This window comes from Salinisphaera sp. T31B1, assembly GCF_040361275.1.
GTDB lineage: Bacteria > Pseudomonadota > Gammaproteobacteria > Nevskiales > Salinisphaeraceae > Salinisphaera.
On record NZ_APNH01000004.1, the window covers coordinates 418621 to 442886 of the forward strand.

Here is a 24266-nt window from a genome sequence, read left to right on the forward strand (position 1 = left end):
GACGGCCTCGGTGCGACCGTGTAAAAAAGTACCCACAGCAGACAAACTGCACCGCCGGCCCAGAATCCGGCAACCGTTCGGGGATTACTAAACAGGCCACGGCCTTTCGGAGGCAGCGGACATGCCTCGACCGGCTTTCGTATTGGCTTCCCGCAGCGCTCCGCTCGCGGAGTACAAAAATAAAAACTCGGGAAACATGATTGGAGGCTCCTCAGGGAGCCTTTTTTTTGTCCGTCTTTCGAGCAGCGGTGCCGGGATCCGACCGCATACTCGCCGGTCGATGGCGCGTTTTCACAACCGATCCGATAACGCCTGGATCCGTTCGGCTGCTGCTTCCGCCAATCACGAGCAGCGGCCGGGCGTGGCCGTTGTCACCGGCGCCTGACGCTCGGATGCGTTGGCGCTCCTGTTCCGGCCCGGGCTGCTGTTTGTGGTCGGTGCTTTGAAAATCGGCGGATCCGAATTTCGTTTCGGGCCGCCTTGAAAGCCGACCGGCCACTGCACCAGGCATGCGCTTGTGACCCGCCGGACCATGACAGGACGCGTATCGCCGCAGCTAGTTCTTGATCTTTTCGAACGCGTCGAGGGCTTCCCGCCTGGAGGCTTTCAGATCCACGATCGGCTCCGGGTAGGTCGTGCCCAACGTGATGCCGGCTGATTTCAGCGCACTGGCCGGGGCCGCCCACGGCCGATGGATATGCTTGGCGTCCAGTTTGGCGAGTTCGGGTACCCAACGGCGAACATAGTCGCCGTCGGCATCGAACCGCTCACCCTGGCGGGCCGGGTTGAATATACGGAAGAAGGGTGCGGCATCGGCGCCGCAGCCGGCCGCCCACTGCCACCCCAGCGTGTTGTTGGCCAGATCCGCATCCACCAGCGTATCCCAGAACCAGCGCTCACCGTGCTGCCAGGCAACGCGCAGGTTCTTGGTCAAGAACGAGGCCACCGTCATACGCAGGCGGTTGTGCATGTAGCCGGTCGCCCACAACTCGCGCATGCCCGCATCGACCATGGGGATGCCGGTCTGTCCCTGCTGCCAGCAGGCCAGCCCGTCCTCGTCGCCGGACCAGGGGAAATCCTCGAACCGCGGGTCCAGCGGTCGGGTCGGTGTGTCCGGAAAATGGTAGAGCACATGGTGAGCGAACTCGCGCCAGCCGATCTCGCTCGAAAAGGAGTCGGCGTGTTCTCGCACATTGCGGCCGCCGTGGTCGTCCAGCCATTCGTCCAGTCGGTGCAGGACTTGCCGGGGGCTGATCTCGCCCCAGTGCAGGTGGGGCGACAGATACGATGTGCCGGCGACGGACGGCCGATCGCGGTCGTCGTCGTAACCGTTCAGCGCCGCGTCCAGGAAGCGCTCGAGCCGATCGTGGGCGCCGTCCTCGCCCGGTGTCCAGGTTTCGCGTATGGACTTGTCCCAGTTCAGAGTCGGGCCCAGCGCCAAGTCATCGACCGACAGCGTACCGATACGTGACCACACCTCGGGCATGCGCTCGGGCTCGGCGAGCGGCGCATCGTGGCCGCGGCCGCTCACGGCTTTCCAGAACGGCGTGAACACCTTATAGGGCTGGCCTTGTTTGGTTTCGACCGTCCACGGTTCGTAGAGCAGGTTGGCGCGAAAGCTGGCGGTCTCTATGTCCTGCTCGTCCAAGTGCTGCTTGACCGCCTTGTCGCGCTCGATGGTCAGCGGGTCGTACAGTCGGTTCCAGTAAACCGCGGTGGCCCCGGATTCCTCGATGAGCGTATCCAGCGCATCGATGCTTGGGCCACGACGGATCACCAGACGCGAACCCAGGGCCTCCAGCGCGTTCGAAAGCGCCCGCAAAGAGTCGTCCAGCCAGACGCGCTGCGCGCCGCCCGGCGCCCAGTCGCCCAGCTCGTCCGGTGCTTGGATATACACGGGCACGACCGAGTCGAAGTCACCGTCGAGTGCCGCCCGCAGGGCAGGGTTGTCGGCCAGCCGCAGGTCGCGGCGAAACCAGAGAATCACGCGTTTCTTCATGGGGGCTCAGCGTATCGGGCAGTAAAACATGGCGAGGCTACGTATCAGCGGCGTGCGCGGATGATACCGTGCACTCGGACGCCAATGGCTGCCGCGAGCCCGCCTTTTATCAAGGGGCTGGCACCGCATGTCTGCCGCGCGGGATCACGGGAGCCCGGCGCCAGCCCCTGTGCAGGGGCTCGCGGGCAAACAGGCTCTCCGGGTATCGCGTGTCTGCGATCGACGTCATACGCTGCTCGGCGGCTACAACGACCGCGTGGCCGAACAGGCCGATTCACGCGGGCGGCGCGCTGACCGACATAAGGCTGCGCGTGGGTGTGCCCGGTCCCATTCGCGATCAGCGGTGGGCAGGCGCTGGGCTGGTCGATTACGCCGTTGGCCCAGCCGTTAAGCCGGCGTCTCGGGTTTCGCGCGGTCAGATCCGCTCGCCGTCGGCGATTCGCTGGCGAAGGTTGCTGGCCTGATCCCGGATCGCGCTCATCAGCGGCTCATCGGCGCGTTTCTTCTCGAGGTTTTTCAGCTGAAATACCATGCGATGGTTGCCCTCGAACGTCTTGGCGTTACGATCGAGAAAATCCCAGTAAAGCGTTGTTACAGGACAGGCTTTGTCACCGGTCGCCTGCCGATGATCGAACCGGCAATTCTTGCAGTAATTACTCATCTTGTTGACGTAATTACCTGATGCACAATACGGCTTGGTGCCCAGTAGGCCGCCGTCGCCGAATTGGCTCATACCCAGCGCGTTCGGCAGGCTGACCCAGTCGATTGCATCCAGGTACATCGCCATATGCCAGTCGTGGAAGGCGTGGGGATGGACACCCGCGTTGAGCGCGAACAGGCCGAGAATCATCAGCCGCTGAATATGATGGGCATAGCCGTTGGCCAGCACGTTGCCCATGGCATCGCCCACGCAGGCCATGTCGGTATCGCCGTCCCAATAGAACGCCGGCACCGGCAGATCCGCCCTCAGCGCATTGCGCTGCGCATAGCCAGGCATCTGTTGCCAGTAGACGCCGCGAACGAACTCGCGCCAGCCAAGAATCTGGCGTACGAAGCCTTCAACGCTGTTGAGCGCGACCGTGCCGTCGCGATAGGCGGCCACGGCGGCATCAACACATTCGCGCGGATCGAGCAGGTGCAGGTTCAGCGCGGCCGACAGGCGCGAGTGGTAGCCGTAGTGCAGATCGGTCCAGAGCGCATCCTGATAGGGACCGAACCGGCTCAACCGATGGTCGATGAAATCGCGCAGTGCCGCGCGCGCCTCCTGACGTGTAACCGGCAGGTCGAAACCCTCGTACGCGCCGGGGTGCTCTGCGTAGCGCGCCGCCACCATGTCGGCCACGTCGTGCGTGATCTCATCCGGACGAAACTGCCGGGGCGCGGGTATGTCGCCCGGTCCGTCGCGGCCGAAGCTTTCACGGTTGTCCTTATCGAAGTTCCAGGCGCCGCCTTCGGGCTCGTCGCCGTCCATGAGCACATCGTGGCGCCGTCGCATCATGCGATAGAAATACTCGAGCACGAGGCCGTCGCGGCCGGCGGCCCATTCCTCGAATGTGTCGAGGTCGCAGTAGAAATGCCGGTCAGGGCGGACCTGCAGGGCAATATCGTGGGCACGTGCGGTGGCGTCGAGCAGCCGGTGTACGCGCAGGTCGCCGCATTCGGTCATCACCAGGCGTTGCGGGCGCCGCTCGTTGATACGCGCGGAGAGGATCTCGCCGAAATCGCGCCCGCTATCGCGGCGCCGATCGGGTGTCAGCGCGTGGTAGATCACCTCGAAGCCGCGGTCTATCAGGGCATCGCGATGGTGCCGCATGGCCGAGAAAAACAGCACCAGGCGCTTGTGATGGCACCAGACGTGCGTGGCCTCGGTCTCGTTTTCCGCCATCCAGATCGCGTCCTGCGCCGGGTCGAAGTCGTCGAGCGCCGACAGGGTCATGTCGAGCTGGTCGCCCAACACGATAACGAGATTGCGAATCGAGGCCATGCAGTATCCAGTACAAAACGAACAGCGATGAAGCACGTTACGACAGCAACGCCGGGTGCGGTTGCGTCGTGCGAGCGCGCGGTTTGGCGCGTACGCCGTGGCTTGGGCACAATCGTGGGCTGTGATGTCAGCCGTGCCGGAGCCTCCATGTTTTCGCTATTCGACGGGTGGACGCCGAGTCGTAGTGCCGGTCAGTCGATCGCGCAAGCGGCCATGCTGTTCGAGCAGGCCCGCCGCGTACTGGTGATCACCGGCGCTGGCATGTCGGCCGATTCCGGTCTGCCGACCTATCGCGGTATCGGCGGTCTGTACGACCGCGACATAACCGAGGACGGACTGACCATCGAAGAGGCGCTGTCGATCGACACCTTCCGGCGCGATCCGGCGCTGACCTGGAAATACGTCGGCCAGATCGAGCGCGCCTGCCGGGGTGCTGCGCCGAACGACGGCCATCGCACGCTCGCCAGCCTCGCCGAGCGCTATGAACGACTGTGCGTACTCACTCAGAACGTCGATGGCTTTCATGCGGCCGCCGGCAGTCGCGACGTGATTGAAATGCACGGCAATATCCATCGTCTTCGCTGCGAGGATTGCGGCGACCGGCAGGTGGTCGAGGATTATTCCCGACTCGGCCCATTGCCACCGAGCTGCGCGGCGTGCGGCGGGCTTGTAAGGCCGGCGGTCGTGCTGTTTGGCGAGATGTTGCCAGGCCGTGCGGTGGCGCGCTACGAACGGGCGCTGGCCGATGGCTTCGACCTGGTGGTGACCATCGGCACCAGCGCGGTCTTTCCGTATATCGCAGTCCCGGTTCGGGATGCCTGGCGTGGAGGCGGGTCGACGATCGAGATCAATCCGCAGGCCACGGAGATCTCGCGGTTGTGTCATGTGACCGTACGCGACAACGCCGCCGCCGCGTTGAGCGAGATCACCCGAACAATGGGTGCCAAGCGCGACACGTGACGCCTGTTCAGAGCACAGGGCAAAGGCCACGCTGCCGGCATATTCAAGCTGCCGCGGCAACGGCGGTGGGCGCGCAGGTAATCTCACGCGCAACTGATGGTTCGACAGGGCGGGATGCCGCGATCGGGGCCGGCCGCTCGGAGCCGTCCGTGCGATATGCCCGAATAGGGCGGTAGAATGCGCGCAATCGGCACAGTTTGGCCGCCGGCCGCAGCGTTCGTCGACGGTATGTGTCCGGCGCGTGCGTGATCGGCCCGGTGGCAGAGCGTTTAGCGCTGCGGCCGTCATTTGTTCTGGAACGCATTCACTACCGGACCTGTCCATGAGCGAACACAAGAGCAGCAATATCGTCTGGCACAAGGGCACTGTCGAACGGCCCGAACGCGAGGCCAGCAATCGCCACCGCGGTTTCACCGTCTGGTTCACCGGGTTGTCCGGCTCCGGCAAGTCGACGCTGTCGGTCGCGCTCGAGCAGCGGCTCTACGACATGGGGTGTCGCACCTATCGCCTGGACGGCGACAACGTTCGCAGCGGCCTGTGTCGGGATCTGGCCTTCAGCCCCGAAGACCGGATCGAGAATATTCGCCGTATCGGCGAAGTAGCCAAGCTGTTCCGGGATGCCGGCATCATCAACCTCACGGCGTTCATCTCGCCGTACCGTCAGGATCGCCAGATGGCACGCATGCTCTCGGAGCGCGATGCCAACGATTTCATCGAGATCTATGTGGATGCACCGTTGTCGGTCTGTGAGGACCGCGATCCGAAAGGGCTTTACAAGAAAGCGCGGGCCGGCAGCATTCCCAACTTCACTGGCATCAGTGCGCCGTACGAGGCCCCGGAGAACCCGGAGGTGCACGTACACACCGGAGACCATTCGATCGAGGAATGCGTGGACCAGATCGTGGCCCACCTGCTCGAGCACGAATACCTGCATGCCGAGCTCGCGGCGCGCGCGACCCGGCCCTGAAGCCCGCACGCCGGGCTGGGGCCATTGCGCTGCCAGCCTGCGCGCCGGCCCGTGTAAACGCTGGTAGGCTGGCGCGATACGCCGTGATAGGCTTTGCCGCCTTAAATCAGATACCTGCTCACGTTCTTCGGACTCCGCCCATGACGCGACTGCTGATCACGACCGTCCTGCTTACGCTCATTGCCGGTTGCAGCCTCAATCCGTTTCGCGGCGCCAGCGGTGCCCAGGTGATCGGCGAAAGCCAGTATTGCGGCACGGCCTCGCAGGATTCGGCCGCCCACTACTTCGCCGATGCCAGTAGCTTCGGCGACTGGATCGACTACCGCAGCATCAGCGAATTCAAGCCCTCCATGGCCGTCAATGGCGGGGTGATCGTGGTGGAGATGGGTCAGCGCCCGACCGGTGGTTACAACATCAAGCTCGATCGTAAAGACACCAAGATCGCGAACGACACGCTTACGCTGTCGATGGTATGGAACGCCCCCCGGCTGGATGCTGCCGTCAGCCAGGCATTGATCGCCTCCTGTGTGGCCATCCGCCCGCCCAAGGGCAACTACAGCCGCGTGCGCGTGGTCGACCAGCTCGGCAACCTGCGAGGGCAGGCCAGCGTACGGTAATTGCTTTGGCTGAATCGCTGCGTGTTATGCCGGCCGGGGAATATGGCACGCTGGCCGGCAGCCATAAGCGCCTGGCCCGATATTTCGCCGACACGACCGCCCGTTGGCCAACTGCACTTTGATTTATGCACGTCAAAAGCATCCTCACAGTCTGTACCGGCAACATATGCCGCAGCCCGTACGCCGAGGGCCTTTTAGCCCGAGATCTGCCCAGCGTGCGCATCGCGTCCGCCGGCATTGGCGCGGTCGAGGGCGGTAAGATGCCCGCCGAAGCCGCGGCCATCGCCGAGCGTGAAGGGCTCGCATTGGACGCCCACCGCGGGCGTCAGATCACCACGCCCATTCTGCGCGACCACGAATTACTGCTGGTCATGGAACAGGGCCAGAAACGCTGGTTGGCCGAGCGTTTCCCGGAAAGCCGTGGCCGCGTGTTCATGGTGACGCACTGGCGGGGCGAGGCGGACATCGCCGATCCATACCGGCATGATGCCGCGTTCTTCGAGCAGGTGTTCAGCGAGCTCGCCGAGGCGGTTGGCGACTGGGTGGCCCGTTTGCAGCCTGCGCGCACGGACCGGCCCACGGCCGGATGATAGGGCGCCTGTTGGGTTTGCCGGCTCGGTGGCCGCGGTTACCCGGGTTACAAACGAATGGGAGTCGGATCACAGGCGGTGTAAGCTGCAAGCGCTGCGCATCGGCAAACGAGGCGCGGGGATGGTTATTTGTCGGGCGAGCGAACAGTCCGTTCGCTGCCGCACCGGGGCGGCAGATAACCGGCAGGTACACAGGTCAGGGCGAACTCAATTACTGGGCGGGTAACCGGCGATGATGAAATACGATTTTGGGGGAGTGATCGCGCGTAGTGCAACCAGGGTTGCGAGCGTGCGAACGGCGTTCATGCTGGCTTTATTGGCCGCACTGGCCGGTTGTGCCCTGCCGGGTTACGACTCCGGGGCCGTCGATGGCAGCTGGTATAACTTCGGGCGCGACAAGACCGCCACGTACGACGAAGAGCTCTCCAAGCAGGATATCGATTACGACCCGCGCGTGATCCAGATCACCCCGTGGTTGATCCGGCATCAGGATCAGGAACGCGCGCAGCAGACACTCAGCGACGCGCAGCAACAAATATCGGCGGCGCCGGCAACGCCGATGAACTACACGATCGGCGCGGGCGACGTGCTGCAGGTCATTGTGTTTGGCCATCCGGAACTAACGAATCCGGCAGGAACCGATAGTAGCGAAGGGATTCAAGGTCAACTGGTCGGCGCGGACGGCACGATCTTCTACCCCTACGTCGGCGAGATCACGGCCGAGGGGTTGACACTCAAAGCACTACGAAAACGACTGGCGGAGGGGCTATCTCAGTATATCCGCGAGCCACAGGTCGATGTACGCGTACGTCAATATCGCAGTCAGCGCGTGTACATATCCGGGGATATTGTCAAACCGTGTACCGTGCCGATCACGGACGTATCGTTGTCGGTACTGCAAGCGCTCGACCAGTGCGACACACTTGCCACCAAGGAAGGCGGTGGCGTGGGCGTGCAGAACGTCATCCTCATTCGCGATGGTCAGTCGACGCCGCTGGATCTGAACCAGATCTATGCGACCGGGCGGCCCGTACCGCTGCGGCCCGGCGACCGTCTGCTTATCGACGATAGCGCCAACCGCGTGTTCATGGTTGGCGAGTTCACCGAACAGATGGCGTTGCCGTACACCACCGGCGGCATGTCGCTGAACGACGCCATCGCCGATGCCGGCGGTGTCAGGCTCGACAGTGCCGACACGAGCACTATTTACGTCATCCGCGGTTTCGTCGACAGCGTGCCGGAGCGTGACGGCGGCGTACGGACTGTATTGCGGCCGAACGTATACAAGCTGGACGCCAGCAACGTGAGCGGCCTGCTGCTAGCCAACCAGTTCAAACTGCAGCCGCGCGACGTGGTATTTGCCGCGCCGGCCAGCTTCGTCAACTTCAACCGCGCTCTGGCGCTCATCCTGCCGTCGGTGGATCTGCTGTTCCGCAGCTACCTGATCTACGACCGGACCGGCAACTAACAGACGGGTTCAACGCATTGGCTATTTCAGCTACCGACGCGACGGCGCAGCCGGATACACACTCTGAAGACAAGGAGATCGATCTCCGCGAATACATCGGGGTAGTGTTAGAGGGCTGGCCCTGGATTTTGGCGCTGGCGTTGTTGGGGTTGATCGCTGCAAGCTACCTTGCCTGGAAAACGGCACCCGTTTATCAGGCCACATCACTCATGCGGGTAGAGCAAGGCCAGAACATGGCGCCCCAGGCGTTCATGGAGCAGCAGATTAATTCTGGTGGGAATATCAAAGCCGTCAGCGCGGAGGCAACAGTACTGCAATCGCGCTCCGTCGTGGGTGACGCGGTCGACGACCTGCATCTGAGAGTTCGGGCCAAGCCGAGTTACTTTCCCGTTATCGGCGAGCCTATCGCTCGTTTCGTAACCGCGAACATGACCGGCACATTAAACGTGCCGTTTTTCGGGAGGTATGCCTGGGGTAACGAATCGGTCAACGTCAGCCGAATGCAACTCCCGGACAATATTCAGGCCGCGAAATTCAGCCTCGTCGCAGGCGAAAACGGCGCTTACCGGCTGCTGGACGACCAGGGCCAACCCGTTTTGGATGGCCAGGTTGGATCCACCGCGTCCGGGACTCTGCCGGGCGGTGCAGCGATCAAGCTATTCGTGGCATCACTGAAGGCGAAGCCGGGCACGTACTTTGATGTGAGCTACGTGCCCAAGCCCGCGGCCATCGCGGGCGTCCAGAGCCGTATTCATATCGAAGAGAGGCCTGCCGGGTCGGGATTGTTGAGCCTACGTTATACGGGGTCATCGCCCGCCGAGGCGCAGCGCCAGTTGGACGCTATCATGGCAGCGTACCTTCAGATGAACGTTGAGAAGCAGTCTGAGCAGGCCCAGCGGCGTCTCGAGTTTTTGAAAGAGCAGCTTCCCGAGATTCGGGCAGAGCGAGACGCTGCGGAAAAGAAGCTCCGCGACTACCAGACCGAAAGCGGCACGCTGGACCTGAGCGCCGAGGCGCAGTCGATTCTTCAACGCATGACCAATATCGACCAACAGGTAGCCCAAACAGAATTGGAACGTCAGGAGCTGTTGCAAGAGTTCACTAATCGCGCTCCGCAGGTCCAAGCGGCGAACGACAAGCGGGCCAGCCTGGTCCAGCAACGCAAAGAGCTTGAAGCGCAGTTGAAGAAGCTACCTAAAGCGGAATCGAAGCTGTTGGAGTTTCGTCGGGACGTCGAAGTAAATGACGTGCTCTATACACAACTGCTCAACACGTCGCAGGGGCTGGAGATTTCCAAAGCCGGCATTACGGGCGTCACCCATATCGTTGACGCCGCTTATGCGCCCTCGGGCAAAGTCGCGCCAAAGCGTGTTGTATGGGCGTTAATGGGAATTGCGCTCGGTATTGTTATGGCGATTCTGCTGAGTATCCTGCGAGCGGCGTTGCGTGCCACGCTGGATAACCCCGAGGACATCGAATCGCGGTTTGGGCTGCCGGTGTATGCCACGGTACCCTTTTCTGCCAAAGCTGCAAAAAAACAGCGCCGCAATAGCTTCCAACTTCTGGCGACGCAAGAGCCAGACGAGCCAGCGGTAGAAAGTATCCGTAGCCTCAGAACAAGTTTGCAGTTCGCCATGTTGGAGGGCGACACAAAGTTCATCGCTATCACGGGCCCCACACCCGGCTGCGGCAAGAGCTTCATTTCGTCGAACACCGCGGCTCTGATTGCCGATACCGGCAAACGTGTGCTGCTTATCGATGCCGATATGCGTCGTGGCCAGCTCGCCCGAAGCTTGGATCTTCAGCGACGGCCGGGTTTTTCCGAAGTGCTTGCGGGTGAGAAGAATGCATTCGACGTCATCCAGCAAACGCCCGTATCCAACATGGATTTTATGAGTGCCGGAAACCGCCCTCCTAATCCAGCGGAGTTGCTCATAGCCAAGAATTTCGAAGTGCTCAAAACCGACGTAGCAGCGCGGTACGACTATGTTATCTATGACCTGCCGCCGGTCCTGAACGTCACGGATGCGAGCATCGTCGCCCGCAAAGTGGCGGCGACATTCCTTGTCGTGCGGAGCGAACATAGCTCCGGCTCCGAAGTGGAGCAGGCCATTCGGCGCTTGCAGCGTGACGGTATCAAAGTCGCAGGAGCCATCTTCAACGGTTTGAAAGTTAATCGCCTCCGGTACGGACGGGGTCGTTACAGTCACTATTCCTACAGGTATTAGGGTTGTCGAAGAAATCAAACGCCATCTGTAACTAACCGATCATCCAGACTCCGCAAACCCGATCCGAGGCCTAATGCTCCACTCCGTCCGTCAAATGCTAGCGTTGTTCTCGCCCGCCGAGCGCGTACGCTTTATCGGTGTAGTCTTTGCAATGCTAGCGATGGGGTTATTACAGATGGTGGGGGTGGGCGTCGTGCTTCCGTTCGTTTCGCTTCTGTCCAATCCTTCCAGCGTCGAGCAGAATGCCTGGCTAGCCTGGTCGTATTCGTTGTTCGGTTTCAATTCAGTCAATGGTTTCCTGATTTTTATTGGCTCCGTGCTATTTTTCGTTTTGGTTGCCACTAATGTATTTACGGCGATCACAATATGGCTTATGACGCGATTCGCCTGGGGCGTGCAGAACCGCATTTCCACGCGCTTACTATCAGGTTATCTATACCAGCCGTACGAGGCGTTCCTTAATAGAAATTCCGCGGATATTGGTAAGAATATCCTTATTGAGTCGCAGCAATTCGCCAGCGGCGTGCTTATGCCGGCATTACGTGCGCTGGCATTCGGAATCACGGTTCTTATGATTGTCGGCTTCTTGCTGTGGCTTCAGCCACTTTTAGCCTGTGCCGCCGCGGCCGTATTTATCTGTGCTTACTTGCTGGTTTACCTCACCGTTCGGCGGAGACTGCTTCGTATCGGTTCGGCGCGTATGACTGCCAATACCGAGCGCTTCAAGGCGGTGAGCGAAGCGTTCGGGAGCGTCAAGGAGGTCAAGGTTACGGGACGGGAAAACGCGTTTTTGGACCGTTACAGACCGTCCGCTACGGTATTCGCCACCAGCATGGCGCAAAGTCAGGTGTTGGCCCAAGTGCCGAAGTTCGTCGTCGAGGGATTGGCTTTCGGGCTCGTCATGGCGTCGATGCTTTATCTCCTGTCGGCCGGCGGTGGGGTGCAACAGGCTTTGCCTGTGGCCAGCGTGTTCGTTCTCGCAGGCTATCGTTTGTTGCCCGCACTGCAGAACGTGTATCAGGGTTTTGCGCAGTGGCGCTTCAACCAATCGGTCATCGATGCGCTGGTCAAGGACTTGACTGCCCATGGCGCATCGTCCGAGCACGAGAGAGCGAGCACCGACGAACTATCTGAAGACAGTCCTTCTCGAATGCAATTCGACAACAGCATCGAGCTCAGGCACGTGACTTATCGCTATCCGCAAGCGGCAGGCGCCTCGTTAAAAGACATCTCGATTCGAATTTCCAAAAATAGTTTCGTTGCCCTCACAGGCGCGACCGGTGCCGGTAAGACGACACTTGCGGATATTCTGCTTGGCCTGCTAGAGCCCAGTGAAGGATCGATGTTGGTTGATGGCCGGGAAGTCGACCGGCACTCGCGACGTGAGTGGCAGCTAAACCTTGGCTACGTTCCTCAAGATATCTATCTCACCGACAGTACGATTGCCAGCAATATCGCGTATGGTCTCGACCCGAAAATCATCGATTATCAAGCAATTAAAAAGGCGGCGCGAATCGCCAATATCGATCGATTCATTGAAGATAATTTACCGCAAGGTTATGAAACGATTGTGGGCGAGCGCGGGGTTCGTTTGTCCGGTGGTCAAAGGCAACGGATTGGTATAGCCCGTGCGCTGTATTACGATCCCGACGTTATCGTGTTAGACGAGGCGACGTCTGCACTAGATAATGAAACGGAGCGGCGTATCGTCAACGAACTGGACGCAATGCGCGGCGGCCGGACCCTCATCGTAATTGCCCACCGACTCACCACAGTGCAGAAATGTCACAAAGTTTTCATGCTGGAAGATGGGCATTTGGCTGCCGAAGGTTCCTACGATGAAGTTGTGATGGGTAACAGTGGATCTGCCAACGTGGCGGGCGCTTGAACGCGGCATCCAAGGCTATTGCGCCGTGCCTTTCGGCTAAGAAGTTCTAAGGTTATTGCGTTTGAAGTAGGGTAGTTGTTTCCAGTGAGGCGTGCGGAAACGTGGATTTGAATCGCTGAAAAGTCTCGGCAACCCTTATACATAATGCAATATGTGACCGTTAAGATATGGCGGTATACCCCATCCAAGCATTACGTCAAAAATCGGATGGTATTCGCATCATGAAACGGCTTTCGTGAGAAGGTGCTAGTGACTAACCAAGAAAGGCTCTCAGTTAAGAAATCCACCCTGCGCGGCGCTGTAGAACTTTCCGGGGCGAAAAATAGCGCGCTTCGTCTACTGGCTGCAAGTATCTTGACGCAAGAGGCTGTTGTTCTAGAGAATTACCCGCAGCCGCTGCTCGATGCGCAAGTGCACGTAGATATGCTGAATAAGCTCGGCAAAACAACGAATTTCTTCGGCGATTCTGGCGTTCGGATCAGTGAATGCAGTGGGCTCAGTAGCAACCTTGAATGGGACGGACGTTCGATTCGCAATACGCTTCTTATCTTGGGAGCGCTTACAGCACGATTCGGCTATGGGCGCGTTCCATTGCCGGGTGGTTGCAAGTTAGGTGAGCGTAAATACGACTTACATGTGTATGTTCTTCAAACACTGGGCGCGCGAGTATGGGAAGAGGGCGAATATCTGTGTGCAGAGGCACCCGGCGGGTTGGTTGGCGCAGAGATTTTCTTGCCATTTCGATCCACCGGCGCGACTGAGAACGCGATTCTCGCTGGTGCGCTTGCAAGGGGGCTTACTCGGATCTGGAATCCGCATGTGCGACCGGAGATTTTGGACCTGATTGAACTGCTGCGTGGTATGGGTGCCCAGATTGCTGTCTTCGGCCAGCAGCACATTGAGATAAAAGGTGTTGAGGGTCTCCGCGGTGTGCAGCACAGGGTGATCCCGGATAACATGGAGGCGATAACTTGGCTTGCGGCCGGCGCCATTACCGGCGGGGACGTGGAGATCAAAAATTTCCCGTACGGCGATCTCGAGGTCGTGCTTGCGCATCTCAGGGCGGCGGGCGCCAAGTTATATCGCGGAGAAGACTCGCTGATCGTTCGCGGCGAAGCTTGCTATCCGCTGGAAGTGAGCACGGGTCCGCATCCTGGAATCAACTCAGACGTGCAGCCGATACTAGCCGCTTGGGCTGCGAGTGCGTGGGGAGAGTCGCGTATCGTGGATCTCCGGTTTCCTGGCCGCTATGGTTACGCGGCAGAAATGGGCCGGATGGGTTTGCAGTACGAAGTTGATGGCGACATGCTCAAGATACATGGTAACGGAGGCGTTCTGACCGGGGCGCAGGTCCGGGCGATCGATCTGAGAGCTGGAGCCGCCCTTGTTCTGTGTGGTCTGATGGCGGATGGCGAAACGATTATCGACGATGCGTGGCAGGTATCCCGTGGATATGTCGGTTTTGCCGATAAGTTGAAGGCGCTCGGAGCGGATGTTGCGTTTGTCTAGTATTTCGGCAAAGGCGTCGATCGCGGGAGAACTGCGCCGTCTGCTGCCGGGCGCTGTGTCGCGTGATGTGCCGTTGTCTTGGATCAGTAGGTGGCAAATTGGCGGTACGGCTGACGTTGTTGTTCGTCCGAGAAGTATTGATGAGCTGAGTAAGGTTCGTGCATGGATCTCTGGGCACGGTCTTGCTCATATGGTTATTGGCGAGACGAGCAACCTGTTATTCGCCGATGAAGGATTGCACGTTATTTGTGTGCAAATGGGTTCGGATTTCGCTGATGTAAATATCGAGGGGCGCCGGGTCGAAGCGCAGGCGGGTGCATGGGTGCCGGGGTTCGCGCGCAGGACCATGCAAGCGGGGTTAACGGGCGCCGAACACATTGCCGGTATCCCTGGCGCTCTGGGCGGACTGGTCTGCATGAACGGCGGCAGCCAGCGAAAGGGTATCGGCAGTTCTATAGTGCAAGTGCTCAGCGTCGACCGGGCCGGTCATTGTGTGACGCGAACCCGCAATGAATGTGAATTCGGCTATCGAAAATCGGTTTTTCAGGAGAACGGCGAGGTCATTGCGCGCGCAACTTTCGAATTCGACCAAGCTCAGGACCGAGCGGGCGTTCGTCGCGAGATGCTAAGAATACTGAGTACCCGTCGCAAAAAATTCCCGCGAAAGCAGCCGAATTGCGGCTCAGTATTCAAAAGTGACCCAGCGATGTATGAGGACTACGGGCCCCCCGGCGAAATCATAGAATCCCTTGGGTGGAAAGGTGTCCGAGTCGGCGGCGCGCAAGTCTCCAACGACCATGCCAATTTCATTATTAATACTGGGTCGGCAACCTCTAAAGACGTGTTGACACTAATTTCCCGTATCCGGGCGAACGTATTTTCGGAAACAGGTTACGAGATGGTTCCGGAAGTCCTGTTTGTTGACAGTTCTGGTCGCATCACTCCGGCGACGGCGGAAGGCTAGTGGTTCTCACGAACTATATGGCGCCGTGCGGATCGTGAATATGAAAGCCAGCGAAGCTGGAATCCCACGTGTCAGTGTTGTCTGTGCCTGGTACAACCGTGCCGACTATCTGACCGATACGATGGAATCGCTGCTAGCGCAGACGTTTACAGACTATGAAATCATACTGATAAACGACGGGAGTACTGATCCGCGGGTAAGGCGGTTGCTGCAAGGCTACGCCGTAGACTCTCGGGTTCTCGTGCACTCGATTCAGAACAGCGGTTTCGTCAAGGCAATTAGCTATGGTGTGAGCTTAGCTCGCGCTCCCATTATCGCAATACAAGGCGCCGGCGACGTGTCGTTTCCAGAGCGGCTCGCCAAGCAATACAAGCTGCTGAAATCTGACGCGCGGCTCGCCGGAGTGATTTGTCACGTGCGTAGTCGAACGATCGGGGAAGGGAACGACGGTTCCAGCCACGTTATCAATGACCAGCCCGACCGTTTTTATCACAGCGACCTAATGCAGCGACGAAATTTCATCACGCACGGCGAGATGATGTTCCGAAAAGATATATACGACCGAGTGGGTGGGTATCGCGTTCCGTTCACGTTCGCTCAAGATCGTGATCTGTGGTTGCGGATGTCTCAGCATGGCGACTTCGCCACCTGCCCCGAAGTATTATACGAGCGACGAATCTTTGAAAATGGAGGTGTTGCAGCCGATCTTCCGAAAATAATGTCACAACGAATTCTATCCGCCTTTGCTCGAGACTGCGCTCGACAACGGCAAATATTCGGTTTTGATTGGGTCGATATTTTCGGTGATCAGGCGCCCCTGTTTCGTCCGCGTAGCAAGCTTATATCCAAGCGGTTAGCAGTATATTCTTTGGCCTGCCTGTTAAATAACGATATTCAAGGCTGTAAACTATTTTCGAAGATGTCACGGAATGAATGCTTGACCCCATATTCGTTACTGGCACAAGCAGTAGTATTAGGTGCCAGCCACTCGTCAATGTGTAAAAGCATTTTTCGATTGATGTTAAGTCGGACCAGTATTGCGCCTATTGACTGCCCAGCGGCTCTAAAAAATCTTATAAGTCGAAAATAACAACTTATATAGGAGGCGTCGGAATTCTTATATACGTTTTGCCGCGTCAGCATGCGCATTTTATAAGGTCAATCCCGAATGCGTTTTGTACATCTCCGAAACTAGTATCGGCTGAGTTTTCATTTAAGTCATTCAGGTCGAGACCGAAGTATTGCCGGTCGAATCGATTGTTTAGTATCGCTGAATCTATGGTAAGTCAACTTATGGGCGTAATACGTGTGATCTCTATCTCAATTTGGGTTTAATATAGCAGCCCTATGAGCACCTTACTTGGAGCGTTTAAACGTCACGCGCTAGGCGGTGTTTCGGCACGCCTTGACGTGTATCTTTTTTTGATTCGTTATTTTAGAAGAAAAAATAAATTAAATTTTGCTCGTTTTTTCAGTAAGCGGTTGGAAATAAAATATGGGTTGTTTGTTTCCGAGAGGGCGGAGATTGCGAGAACAGTCAAATTCCCTCATCCGACTGGAATAGTTATAGGTGATGGGGTTGTCATTGAGGATAATGTAGTAGTTTATCAAAACGTGACAATAGGCGGCGCAAGAATAGGCGATTGGCAGAAAAATAATTATCCGAAAATACGTCGAAATACTGTGATCTTCGCGGGTGCCGCCGTTCTAGGTAACGTCGAAGTGGGGCGTGACTGTGTGGTTGGTACGCTTTCAGTGGTCCTTAAAAGTGTGCCAGCTTATTCGACCGCAGTTGGCATTCCAGCAAGGGTGATCGAATCAACGACGGGGACTCGGTGAACTAAATTACGGCGCGGAACGTTAATATTAAAAAAGTTCAAGATATATGTTGCGAAGGCGTCTAAATTTTTCGGTTACAGGATCCTTTTAGATAATGTCGGCGATATCTCTAAAGGTATAGAAGAGTCGCGCATCCGGCTTCGAAATTTTAAGAAAGTAGAGTGAGCGTCTAATGACGTCTGATATAGGCACAAAGGGGTTCTACGGGGCGTTTGGACGCGAAGCCGTGGTACACAAGCCATTGATTAACCCATTCAGTCATATATCGGGCGTTATAAACAGGTCGGAGTACGGTTATGTCGTATCGTATGGCGCTAACGATTCGGGGACGCGTTCAGACTCGCGGATCGCTTGGGTGGGCACGCCTGCCCACGCGCCACGCAGTCTGTTTTTAGCGTCTGGAACGTTGGACGTCGCCGGTGTTCGTCAACTTGATGGCATGTTTGCGGCCGCCGAATTCTTCGGCGAATCGCTACTTTTACTTACGGACATGCTGGGCGCTGCTAGTCTTTATTATTTCGATTCGCCCGATGGCACGTTTTTTTTCGCGACGGACTACGGCTTTCTTCTCGATATCATCCCGCAGGATCTCGCGGTTGACGACAGAGGACTTGCCGCTCAGCTCGCGGGTAGCGTGTGTATTCAAGGCCAAGCCCTGCATGTCGGGGTTCGTAGGCTGGGTGCCGGGGAAGTTCTGCGCAAGAGCTTGAACACGACGTCGAATGTCGGCCGATATTTCTCGGTTGAGGATGAGCTGCTCGCCCGCGGGCCGTGGCCACGTAGTCGGAGCTACGAGGACGCAATTCAGGAGTTTGATCGATTACTAGGTGATGCTATTAGCAGTGTAGGCCTGTTATCGACCAGAGGGTTGTTGTTAAGTGGCGGGCTCGATTCCCGCGCGATCCTCTTCGCAGCCCTGGATGCTGGGGAAACGTTCGGTTGTTCATATACCTTTGGCGATCGGCGCGCTCGGGATGTTTTAGGGGCTCGGCACCTCGCTGCTGTCTACGGGCTAAACCATCAGGTCATTCCCTACGATGCCAGCTGGACGATCAGGAGATACTGCGAACCGATCAATTCACTTGCTAGGGGTGCCTCAGGCCTTCAACCCGCTCATGTCCTGCCAGCTTTTGCTCGAGTTCGATTAGACGGACTGGATGGATCCGTCACAGGGTTCCTAGGCGACGCACTGACCGGTGCGCATATGCCGCGTAATCCTGATACAGATAGTTTGGGAAACTGTTTCTCGTTTTTGAATCGACTCAAGACGGCTAATTTCCATGATCTGTTTTCCGACGCACACCGATCGAATTGCGCCGCGGTGCTAGATACCGAGGAACGATTGCGTAAACTAGGGCTTACCAGAATTCAGCAGCGCATGTACATCGACTTAACAGTGAGGCAGGCGACTTGGATCGCGAACAGCTTCCGTTTGTGTGGATGGGACTCCACGCTCTTATCGCCTTTTTTCAATAAGGATCTGATGCTTTTCATGATGTCGCTGCCGGATGATTACCTGACCGGCCAGCGTTTATATCGTGACTGGTTTCTGTGGAAGGAAAAAAAGATCAAGAGCGGCGCACGAAGGTTAGCTTCGATCCGCAGAAACATTATGGAACATAGGATTATATCTAAGATAGGTCGCGCCTCCGGCTTGTACAGCCGACGCGGCAGTTTGTCGTGGGAGTCGCACGTGGAGCAGGAGATTGATTTTTTCCGGAATCTGGCCGACGCACCGAGCACATCGCCGCGATCACAGTCGTTATTTAGCGCAGAGCTAGAAGCAGGTAACCGATCCGTCGCGATGGTTCTCCATGCCGGTATCAGCCGGAGCTTGGCATAGAACTGTCTTTGTCCGCCTCGCCTGTTTAACACCGAGTCGTCCCGACTATATAAGGTGTCATCCGGCGTCGTTCATCGCCCAAGCTGGGAGCTTTGCGAGGCGCGTGTACTGGTGTCGGCTTGGGTCGAATGACGTTGCCGCGTGGTACGAGCTGTCGGCTCGTGCTTTCAACGCGGTCTTTGGACGCGCTCCTAAGCGCTAGTGGGTGACCGCCGATTCGGCGCTACCAGAGCTGTCCCGATGCAGAAGATGTGCTTCGATAAATTCAAAAAGGGAAGATGTGTTTCGAGCATTCTGTCGCCAACCGCTATTATGCCGATTGATATAGGACAGTTGGGGCCATGCTGACAACGGCTCGCCGTAAATTGTGCACGCTTAGGCGGAAACTGGGTCGTAGTCTTGCATTCCGTTCTCTAGAGCGATTGGGCCCGCGAGCGGCGTCAAAGCACCATGGTTTATCCAGTAAGGTGGTTGTTTCGTTGACGTCGTATCCTGCGCGGTACGACGTGCTGGAAAAAACGCTGGTCAGTCTTCTGCGTCAAAACGTGGCTTCGGATGTGATCGTGCTCTGGCTGGCAGAGGATGATGTCGCCTCTCTGCCCAAAAGGGTTCGGTCACTTGTATCGCACGGGCTGCAAATACGCACGTGTGAAGATATAAAGTCCTATAAGAAAATCGTACCGTCCCTGTCGGCCTATCCTGGCGCGACGATCGTGACGGCAGACGACGATATCTATTACCCTCCGAGATGGCTAGAATGTCTCGTCGACGAAGCGCGCCGGGTGCCGGGCCAGATTGTATGTCATCGAGCACATCGTGTGCTCGAAGATGAGCACGGTTTGCCTCTAAAGTACGCTGCATGGAATTGGAGCGTAGCTGGTGGCTCGCGCGGTAGGAAGCTGCTTCCTACTTCTGGGGCGGGCGTTTTATATCCGGGGGGATGTCTCGATCAGCGAGTAACTGATAGGGAGAGCTTCAGTGCCCTTTGTCCGACCGCAGACGACTTGTGGTTGTTCTGGATGAGTAGTGTCCTGAATAGCGTTACGGTCAACGTCGTCCAGCATCCCATAATGCCCATGCCGTGGCCGGGGACTGGCGCCGGGGCGCTAGCGATTGTGAACAATGGCCAATCGACGGGTAACGACGTGCAAATCGGGCGACTGCTGAATCGCTACGGCTGGTTATAGCGAACTTGCGTGCTAGTTCGCGAGGTGCAGGTCTTAGGTTGATATCTTCAACGGAGAGTGGTCGTGTTGAGTGCAACACAATTATCTTGTGGAGCTTTGTGTGATTAGGCTGAAATGTATTGGAGGAGAGGCTTTTGAAGAAATTAATTAGGCGGGCACCGGTTCTACATAAAGCTTTAGCACGAATGAACCAAAAATTTTTTGGTTTTAAAAGTTTTAGGTCATCAGGCTCGTACTGGGAGCGAAGATATGCAAGCGATGGTAATTCCGGTCCCGGCTCATACGGACGCCTAGCTGACTTCAAAGCCCGCGTTATAAACGAGTTCGTCGCGAACCACAACATCTCTCGAGTTATCGAATTTGGTTGTGGGGACGGCAACCAACTAGCTCTGGCGGAATACCCCTACTACGTTGGGGTGGATGTGAGCGGCACCGCTGTAAACTTATGCAAGAGTAAATTCAAGAACGACCCGAGCAAGTCGTTCCTCGTACTTGGCGATTATGACGGTAGAACGGCGGACCTAGCCCTGTCTCTTGATGTAATCTACCACTTGATCGAGGACGAGGTATTCGACAAGTATATGCGACAGTTGTTTAACGCCTCTGAGGCATATGTCATCGTGTACTCCAGCAACTACGAATGGTCGCCGGCGAACGCCAATCATGTCCGCCATCGTAAATTCACCGATTTCATTGCAAAAGAGTTTCCGCAGTGGCAGTTGATCCAGCATTTGCAGAATGATTATCCGACTGATGGAGCTGAGAACGACGGTAGTTTTGCAGAGTTTTACATTTATCGTTGCTCAAAATAAAGATCCTCGAAACGTTTAAGTTGAGCCTCGTGCTCGGTCATGGTTTTGCATGGACTCCCCACTCTGTCGGCTGGTTATCAAAAACGCCTAGCTTTAAATTTAGACTTGATTCTCGCGATCGATTGCCGATTGCTACGCTAATTTGACCTTAGCGGTCCGGCGTTTTGCTCGTGTCTATAACCGCGTTTGGCAATCGGTGTATAAGTGTTTCAAAGAGGCGGCGCGAGAAACTGTCGTTAGGCTACAAGCCATTTTTGGTCAATAAAATTTCTATCTAATCCGGGTCGTCCATAGTTGCGTTAAGTACTTTCAAAAATGAATGCTCGGCGCTAGTTTCCGGCCGGTTGGCGGGTAACTACCTCACCTCGACAAAGAGGTCAGGTCAAAAAGGGGAATTCTAACCAGCGGAGATTCCTGTGAAGAGATCCCGTTACAGGGCAGCCACATCCTGGCGATCCTGAAGCAGGCCGAAGCCGGCAAGTCCGCACCACAGTGCTGTCGCGTGCGCCATGTGCTGCAAGTGGTAGAGCAAGTACTTGGCCAGGCAGAAGCGCGACATGGTGGCTTAGTTTCGTTTCTGGCTCGCGTTAAAAGTAACGATTAATGCTCTAATAATTGATAGCTCTAAATATAGGTCTCTAAACTAGTATTGTTGACTAGAAAGTGGCGCCGAAACGCAAAGTTAGACAGGTTATTGCTCTTAGATTATACCGTCGCCGCGAACGCTTCTAGACTTTACGATGCTTGGGTTATTTCGCCACTTTTTCCGGCTCGGCCGCCACATGATGTTTTAAAGAATAACGACGCGCCAACAACGTCAACTCAGCAGATTGCCACGCGTCGAGTTTTTTTTCATCTGCGCGATTTAATGGTCTCATCAACCGATGAGCGTACGACATAAGAAATTTCGGGATTTTGGCTGCAATCGCCCTGATCGCAATACGTGTCGCTTTAATTGCCTTTGGGTTTTTCAAAATATTAACTCTGCGAAAAATCATAATCAGGGCCCAGCCTTCACTGCTGTTTATAGTGTTTATGTTTTGGTTTTCATATTCTAATGGTGAGTTTTGCGCGTTAAAAAAATGCATAAAGGGCGTTGTTATACCGTTTCTGTAGTCTTCGTGCCAAAATAAGTGGACATTGGTTTTTCCAAATACGTTGCAGAAATCGTCGATTCTTTTGCAGTAATCCCACTGACCCGTAGCGTGCATTTCTTCGAGGTGCGCGACTATATTTTTCCGGTATTTTTGCGGGCCAGTTATTCTCTGGGCGTAACTTGAAAGTGCATGACTTTTTATGTCTCGTAGAAAAATAACGATTTGGACTTTATAATCTTTAAAAAATGACCGAATTTTTTCTAACTCGCTACGGTTTAAAGCCGCCGGATTCCAAACTAATTCACTGGACAGCATAACTCGCTGCGCTGAGGAGTGCCGTATTTCCTCACTCATTGCGTCTAAGCTTTCCATGCATGTCGCGTGACTCATGTTAACTAGTTCGGGCGTATTTATAGCCACTCGATCGTTAACAAAGCTTAAAAAGAAGGTATGATGAGCGAACGACCCACCATATCTGCCCGCAACTGGATACAATAGGCCGTTATCCGCGCACCAGGCCGATGACTCCCCGAATTGCTTCTGAATTGCGGTGGTGCCCGTTTTTGGCATACCTGCGTGTATTATTATTTTTTTCATCTTCCCTGAGTCTGTCAAGTATCGTTGATAGTTTTTCTGCGAAAGATCGAACTCAAAAATTCAGAGAGAACTCTACTATGCTCAAGCCGACTTTCTAATTCGCTTTGCGTTTTTCTAAACGCCTCTTCTTGGGCGACCACGTACTCCGCCTACGGCAAAAAAGTTAGAGGTTAGGTGGTTAAAGTTTATAATTCCGGTTAAAGCTGTTTAAAAAGTTTCGCTGATTACGAGATTAGCATCCGTTGGATCGTAAATTATCATTATAAAATATAGTTTCTAGTTCGTGCTGTGATTGTCGTGGGCATGTCGATTACTAGCGCTATAACCATGTTCGTGGATATTATATCCTTTATTCAATCTTGTGCAATCGATAAAGGAAATCTAAGTTTGTGCGATTCTTGGAGGCGGGAATTTGAGGTGTGTCGTCGTTGTCGCTACAAACTGTCTGCTTCAGGTTGTTCCTTCGGCTTTTTGTAGTAATTTCGGTTATAGCAATTATTGTGGCTAGCACGAGTCGGGCAGTTTTCGCGCTTTGTAATGGCGTTTGAACTGCGTCGGAGCCATCCGCTCTCCCCGGTAAGTCTAGTATTGACTTTAGCAAATCAGGTTTTTGAGCTATAGGATTTCATGCCGATGGACGTGTCAAAAAAAATCCTCAACGCTACTAGCGTCTCTGTGAGTAGACCGATTTGGCCGATCGATGGCTCAGAGTTATTTTTGCCATTGGATTATCAAATTAACAGCCGCTCTCTTTTAGATATTAAAAGGGCAGTGGTCACGCGCAGCGGATTTTGCTTTTCCGGTTTTCATTTGCTCCCGGAATCGTTCTATCGCTATCCCTCGCGACAGAGGCGTTGGATTATGCGCGCGTGGCTTAGCAGATTGGGTTGGAGAAAAAGAACACTGGAGAAGAGTTGCCGTGCGCTCATCGTTCATAATCTTTTCGCCGGCGGATATTTCTTCTGGATAACAGAGGCGCTTCCCAAATTGTGGGCTGTGCGGGAGCGTTGGGGTGAACTAGAGCTATTCCTGCCCTCCCATACGCCTTTAACGAAGGTAATGGCTGAATCGGTCAGCTGCTTGCCATTGAAGAGCGTCCGCTGGTTCCCTGAGGATCGCAATATTGCGGTGGACTCGCTGGTACTCCCGCAGAATAGTGCCTTCAAGGCAAATTTCGATCCACGGCTCCTGGTGCCGATTCGCGCGTTCTATACCGAGCAGGTGGTGAAACGCCAGCCGGTCCAAGCGTTTCGCCGGGTCTATATCGCCCGCGACGGCGCCAGCTATCGCCAGTTGGCGAATGAGGAGCAGGTTCAGGCTCTGATTCTTGAGAGAGGGTTTGAAATTGTCAGACTGGAGCAATTGAGTTTTTTAGAACAAGTTCAGCTGATGGTTGAAACCCAATTATTAGTCGGGCCTCATGGCGCGGGTTTTTCCAATATGGTGTTCATGCCGGAAGGTGGCGGCGTTCTGGAATTTCAGCTTCGCACCGAAGAACGAACAGCTGAAGACATCGAAGATGGATATTTGCTCAACAAAAGTTTTTGCCGCCTGGCCTCGTGCATGGGGCTGGGGTACGCGGTATTGACATGTGATGGGGCGGGGGACGAATCGTCTGTAAAAGGCAGAGATCTGCGCGTTGACGTGGACAAATTAGCTCTGGCTATCGATGCTGTCGAGGCGGATATCAGGTGACCGGGAGCGCCTTGGATGTTCA

18 protein-coding genes are annotated in these 24266 nt (G+C 56.0%); 14 read left to right on the forward strand and 4 right to left on the reverse strand.

The window, feature by feature from the left end; translation table 11 throughout:
* Positions 1 to 556: 556 nt before the first annotated feature.
* Positions 557 to 1999 carry a cryptochrome/photolyase family protein gene (locus T31B1_RS16680; RefSeq protein ID WP_353250654.1) on the reverse strand — a complete coding sequence of 481 codons (1443 nt, stop codon included), beginning with the start codon at positions 1997 to 1999 and terminating at the stop codon, positions 557 to 559.
* 415 nt (positions 2000 to 2414) lie between these two features.
* Positions 2415 to 3983: a cryptochrome/photolyase family protein gene (locus T31B1_RS16685; protein ID WP_353250655.1), complete on the reverse strand. Its 1569-nt coding sequence runs from the start codon at positions 3981 to 3983 to the stop codon at positions 2415 to 2417.
* Positions 3984 to 4130: 147 nt separating this feature from the next.
* Here T31B1_RS16685 and T31B1_RS16690 point away from each other — a divergent pair, with 147 nt between their 5' ends.
* From T31B1_RS16690 to T31B1_RS16750, 13 genes are all read left to right on the forward strand, one after another.
* Positions 4131 to 4943 carry an SIR2 family NAD-dependent protein deacylase gene (locus tag T31B1_RS16690; protein WP_353250656.1) on the forward strand — a complete coding sequence of 271 codons (813 nt, stop codon included), beginning with the start codon at positions 4131 to 4133 and terminating at the stop codon, positions 4941 to 4943.
* Positions 4944 to 5265: 322 nt separating this feature from the next.
* Positions 5266 to 5910, forward strand: a complete 645-nt coding sequence (cysC, locus tag T31B1_RS16695; protein WP_353250657.1) for an adenylyl-sulfate kinase — start codon at positions 5266 to 5268, stop codon at positions 5908 to 5910.
* Between the two features lie 140 nt (positions 5911 to 6050).
* A complete protein-coding gene (locus T31B1_RS16700) occupies positions 6051 to 6527 on the forward strand; it encodes a protease complex subunit PrcB family protein (RefSeq protein ID WP_353250658.1) in 477 nt (158 codons plus the stop codon).
* A gap of 125 nt (positions 6528 to 6652) precedes the next feature.
* On the forward strand, positions 6653 to 7117 hold the full coding sequence (locus T31B1_RS16705; protein WP_353250659.1) for a low molecular weight protein-tyrosine-phosphatase: 465 nt from the start codon (positions 6653 to 6655) through the stop codon (positions 7115 to 7117).
* 304 nt (positions 7118 to 7421) lie between these two features.
* Positions 7422 to 8585, forward strand: coding sequence for a polysaccharide biosynthesis/export family protein (locus T31B1_RS16710; protein ID WP_353250660.1), 1164 nt, complete (start codon positions 7422 to 7424; stop codon positions 8583 to 8585).
* Positions 8586 to 8602: 17 nt separating this feature from the next.
* Positions 8603 to 10813, forward strand: a complete 2211-nt coding sequence (locus tag T31B1_RS16715; protein WP_353250661.1) for a polysaccharide biosynthesis tyrosine autokinase — start codon at positions 8603 to 8605, stop codon at positions 10811 to 10813.
* A gap of 73 nt (positions 10814 to 10886) precedes the next feature.
* Positions 10887 to 12701 carry an ABC transporter ATP-binding protein gene (locus T31B1_RS16720; protein WP_353250662.1) on the forward strand — a complete coding sequence of 605 codons (1815 nt, stop codon included), beginning with the start codon at positions 10887 to 10889 and terminating at the stop codon, positions 12699 to 12701.
* Between the two features lie 249 nt (positions 12702 to 12950).
* Positions 12951 to 14210, forward strand: coding sequence for a UDP-N-acetylglucosamine 1-carboxyvinyltransferase (locus tag T31B1_RS16725; protein WP_353250663.1), 1260 nt, complete (start codon positions 12951 to 12953; stop codon positions 14208 to 14210).
* Positions 14194 to 15174: a UDP-N-acetylmuramate dehydrogenase gene (gene murB, locus T31B1_RS16730; RefSeq protein ID WP_353250664.1), complete on the forward strand. Its 981-nt coding sequence runs from the start codon at positions 14194 to 14196 to the stop codon at positions 15172 to 15174. The genes T31B1_RS16725 and murB overlap by 17 nt, the downstream gene beginning before the upstream one ends.
* 40 nt (positions 15175 to 15214) lie before the next feature.
* Positions 15215 to 16264 (forward strand): glycosyltransferase family 2 protein, encoded by a 1050-nt coding sequence (locus T31B1_RS16735; RefSeq protein WP_353250665.1) that lies wholly within the window; start codon positions 15215 to 15217, stop codon positions 16262 to 16264.
* 257 nt (positions 16265 to 16521) lie between these two features.
* A complete protein-coding gene (locus T31B1_RS16740; RefSeq protein WP_353250666.1) occupies positions 16522 to 17013 on the forward strand; it encodes a serine O-acetyltransferase in 492 nt (163 codons plus the stop codon).
* A gap of 355 nt (positions 17014 to 17368) precedes the next feature.
* Entirely contained in the window at positions 17369 to 18856 is a 1488-nt protein-coding gene (locus T31B1_RS16745) for an asparagine synthase-related protein (RefSeq protein ID WP_353250667.1), read from the forward strand.
* Positions 18857 to 20177: 1321 nt separating this feature from the next.
* A complete protein-coding gene (locus T31B1_RS16750) occupies positions 20178 to 20855 on the forward strand; it encodes a class I SAM-dependent methyltransferase (protein WP_353250668.1) in 678 nt (225 codons plus the stop codon).
* 430 nt (positions 20856 to 21285) lie between these two features.
* Here T31B1_RS16750 and T31B1_RS16755 read toward each other — a convergent pair whose 3' ends face one another.
* Both T31B1_RS16755 and T31B1_RS16760 read right to left on the reverse strand, forming a co-directional pair.
* A complete protein-coding gene (locus T31B1_RS16755) occupies positions 21286 to 21414 on the reverse strand; it encodes a hypothetical protein (protein ID WP_353250669.1) in 129 nt (42 codons plus the stop codon).
* A 190-nt stretch (positions 21415 to 21604) separates the two neighbouring features.
* The gene (locus T31B1_RS16760; RefSeq protein ID WP_353250670.1) at positions 21605 to 22549 is read right to left on the reverse strand and encodes a hypothetical protein; all 945 of its coding nucleotides are present in this window, start codon (positions 22547 to 22549) and stop codon (positions 21605 to 21607) included.
* Between the two features lie 627 nt (positions 22550 to 23176).
* On the opposite strand from T31B1_RS16760, the gene T31B1_RS16765 reads away from it, so the two are divergent.
* Positions 23177 to 24244, forward strand: a complete 1068-nt coding sequence (locus T31B1_RS16765; RefSeq protein WP_353250671.1) for a glycosyltransferase family 61 protein — start codon at positions 23177 to 23179, stop codon at positions 24242 to 24244.
* Positions 24245 to 24266: the final 22 nt, after the last annotated feature.

Bases quoted from the DNA above. Each gene is read 5' to 3' on its own strand.
- T31B1_RS16680 (WP_353250654.1), bottom strand. From the start codon at position 1,999: ATGAAGAAACGCGTGATTCTCTGGTTTCGCCGCGACCTGCGGCTGGCC.
- T31B1_RS16685 (WP_353250655.1), bottom strand. From the start codon at position 3,983: ATGGCCTCGATTCGCAATCTCGTTATCGTGTTGGGCGACCAGCTCGAC.
- T31B1_RS16690 (WP_353250656.1), top strand. From the start codon at position 4,131: ATGTTTTCGCTATTCGACGGGTGGACGCCGAGTCGTAGTGCCGGTCAG.
- cysC (WP_353250657.1), top strand. From the start codon at position 5,266: ATGAGCGAACACAAGAGCAGCAATATCGTCTGGCACAAGGGCACTGTC.
- T31B1_RS16700 (WP_353250658.1), top strand. From the start codon at position 6,051: ATGACGCGACTGCTGATCACGACCGTCCTGCTTACGCTCATTGCCGGT.
- T31B1_RS16705 (WP_353250659.1), top strand. From the start codon at position 6,653: ATGCACGTCAAAAGCATCCTCACAGTCTGTACCGGCAACATATGCCGC.
- T31B1_RS16710 (WP_353250660.1), top strand. From the start codon at position 7,422: ATGCTGGCTTTATTGGCCGCACTGGCCGGTTGTGCCCTGCCGGGTTAC.
- T31B1_RS16720 (WP_353250662.1), top strand. From the start codon at position 10,887: ATGCTCCACTCCGTCCGTCAAATGCTAGCGTTGTTCTCGCCCGCCGAG.
- murB (WP_353250664.1), top strand. From the start codon at position 14,194: ATGTTGCGTTTGTCTAGTATTTCGGCAAAGGCGTCGATCGCGGGAGAA.
- T31B1_RS16735 (WP_353250665.1), top strand. From the start codon at position 15,215: ATGAAAGCCAGCGAAGCTGGAATCCCACGTGTCAGTGTTGTCTGTGCC.
- T31B1_RS16740 (WP_353250666.1), top strand. From the start codon at position 16,522: ATGAGCACCTTACTTGGAGCGTTTAAACGTCACGCGCTAGGCGGTGTT.
- T31B1_RS16755 (WP_353250669.1), bottom strand. From the start codon at position 21,414: ATGTCGCGCTTCTGCCTGGCCAAGTACTTGCTCTACCACTTGCAGCAC.
- T31B1_RS16760 (WP_353250670.1), bottom strand. From the start codon at position 22,549: ATGAAAAAAATAATAATACACGCAGGTATGCCAAAAACGGGCACCACC.
- T31B1_RS16765 (WP_353250671.1), top strand. From the start codon at position 23,177: ATGCCGATGGACGTGTCAAAAAAAATCCTCAACGCTACTAGCGTCTCT.